Origin of the sequence: Nocardia sp. NPDC050408, from assembly GCF_044458905.1 — a bacterium.
GTDB lineage: Bacteria > Actinomycetota > Actinomycetes > Mycobacteriales > Mycobacteriaceae > Nocardia.
Genome location: NZ_JBITIL010000060.1, coordinates 1 through 1575, shown reverse-complemented (window position 1 = coordinate 1575; position 1575 = coordinate 1). Strand labels below are relative to the sequence as shown.

Annotated in this window: 1 pseudogene; it reads right to left on the bottom strand. The window is 58.1% G+C overall.

Annotated features, from left to right (window positions below):
* Positions 1-1575 (bottom strand): annotated as a pseudogene (locus ACIBJI_RS42565) (hypothetical protein); the annotation flags it as partial.

Here is a 1575-nt window from a genome sequence, read left to right as displayed (position 1 = left end):
CGGCCCCGCCGGCAGCTTCACATCTCCGAGGCCGGGGATTTTCGCATCGACCATCGCGTTCGGATTCGCTGATACCGGTGTGCCCGTAGCGGCGGATACCGCGTTGGTCACGGTCTGCGGATTGGTAGCAGCCGCAGTCGCGGCAGTCGCCGCATTGTTCCCCAGCTGCGAGTAGGGGTTCGTACCGTTCTGGCCGCCGTACTGGTTCTGCAACTGTTGCGGCAAATTGTACGGATTCGTCATCGAGGACAACGGATTCGACCCACTCATACCGTAGGGATTACTCATGCCGTACGGATTACTCATACCACCCGAGCTACCACCGGAACCGCTGCCACCCGTCGACGATCCGCCACCAGTAGCCCCGTTTTGGATCTTCGCGATCGCGTCATCGATCTTCGACCCGATATCCGTACCCGTACCCGTGCCGGTGCTTCCGGTCGCGTCGGTCGTTTCCGTCGTGCCGTCAGCACCGGTGAGACCGTCCGCGGTGGTCAAACCGTCGGTATCGCCGAAAGCACCGTCACCGAGGCCGTCCAGGCCGAGTTCCTTGTTGAAGTCGATCGGGTCGGCCGCCGCATCCGCCGCGGCCACGGCACCATTACCGTCGCCAACACCATTCCCACCATTGCCACCCGTCTTGTCGCCACCGCTACCGTCGTCCGAGCCATAGCGCTTGCTTTCATGCGAAGTTTTGTCTGTGGTTTTCTTGTTGGACTCGTGGGTCTGGTGCGCGTTGTCTACAACCTTGTCGACCGCGGTCACCGTTTTATCGATCGCGCTGAAAAGCTCCTTCTCCACGCCCGGCTTAATTTCCCGGTAGGTATGATCACCATTCTGCCCTACGGAGACGACTCGAGTGTCCTTCACACCGTCGACTGCGTGCAATTGTTCATTGAGTTCGTCAATCGAGTTCACTATCGATTTGAACGCCTCACTATTGATCTGTTCGGTATCGAGGGCGATCGACCGAATCTTCTCGTCCAGGTCTTTGAAGTGTTTCTTGACTTGAGTGTCGTAGGCCAGATATGAGTTGTTGTAGTCTTCGGTGATCTTTGATTTATTGGTCTCGTCGACCAATCCCTGATTATGCAACCAGTTCGCGACGTCCTCGGCCAGTCCGGCCTTCCCTCTTCCGAAGCAGTCCACCTGTATTTGTAGCGTGGATTGCGCTTCGTCGATCGCGAAGCGCAATGGCTCGGACTCCGACGGGGGGTGGTATAGCAGCACCAATTTCGCGTGTTTCGGGTCTCCGGCTTCGCGGATGACCCGGACCACCTCGCCGGTCTGACGATCGACAACCTTGATACTGCCATCGAACCCGACCTTCACTTCGTTGTTAGGGTCCGAGAGAAGATCTGCGGCGTCCGCTCCGTAATACCCCCACAGCTCCTCCTTGCCGTCTTTACCGGTGAGGATCAGCTTGTTGTCTTTGTCCAGCGCGAGGGTGTAATCACCGTTCTTGATCGAACTGCGCGCGTCACCATCGGTGACCTCTTTGGACCCCGGCGCAGCCAGCTTCTCCCCAGGCTCCAACCGATCATCACGACGGTCTTTAAGAGCCGGTAATTTGTC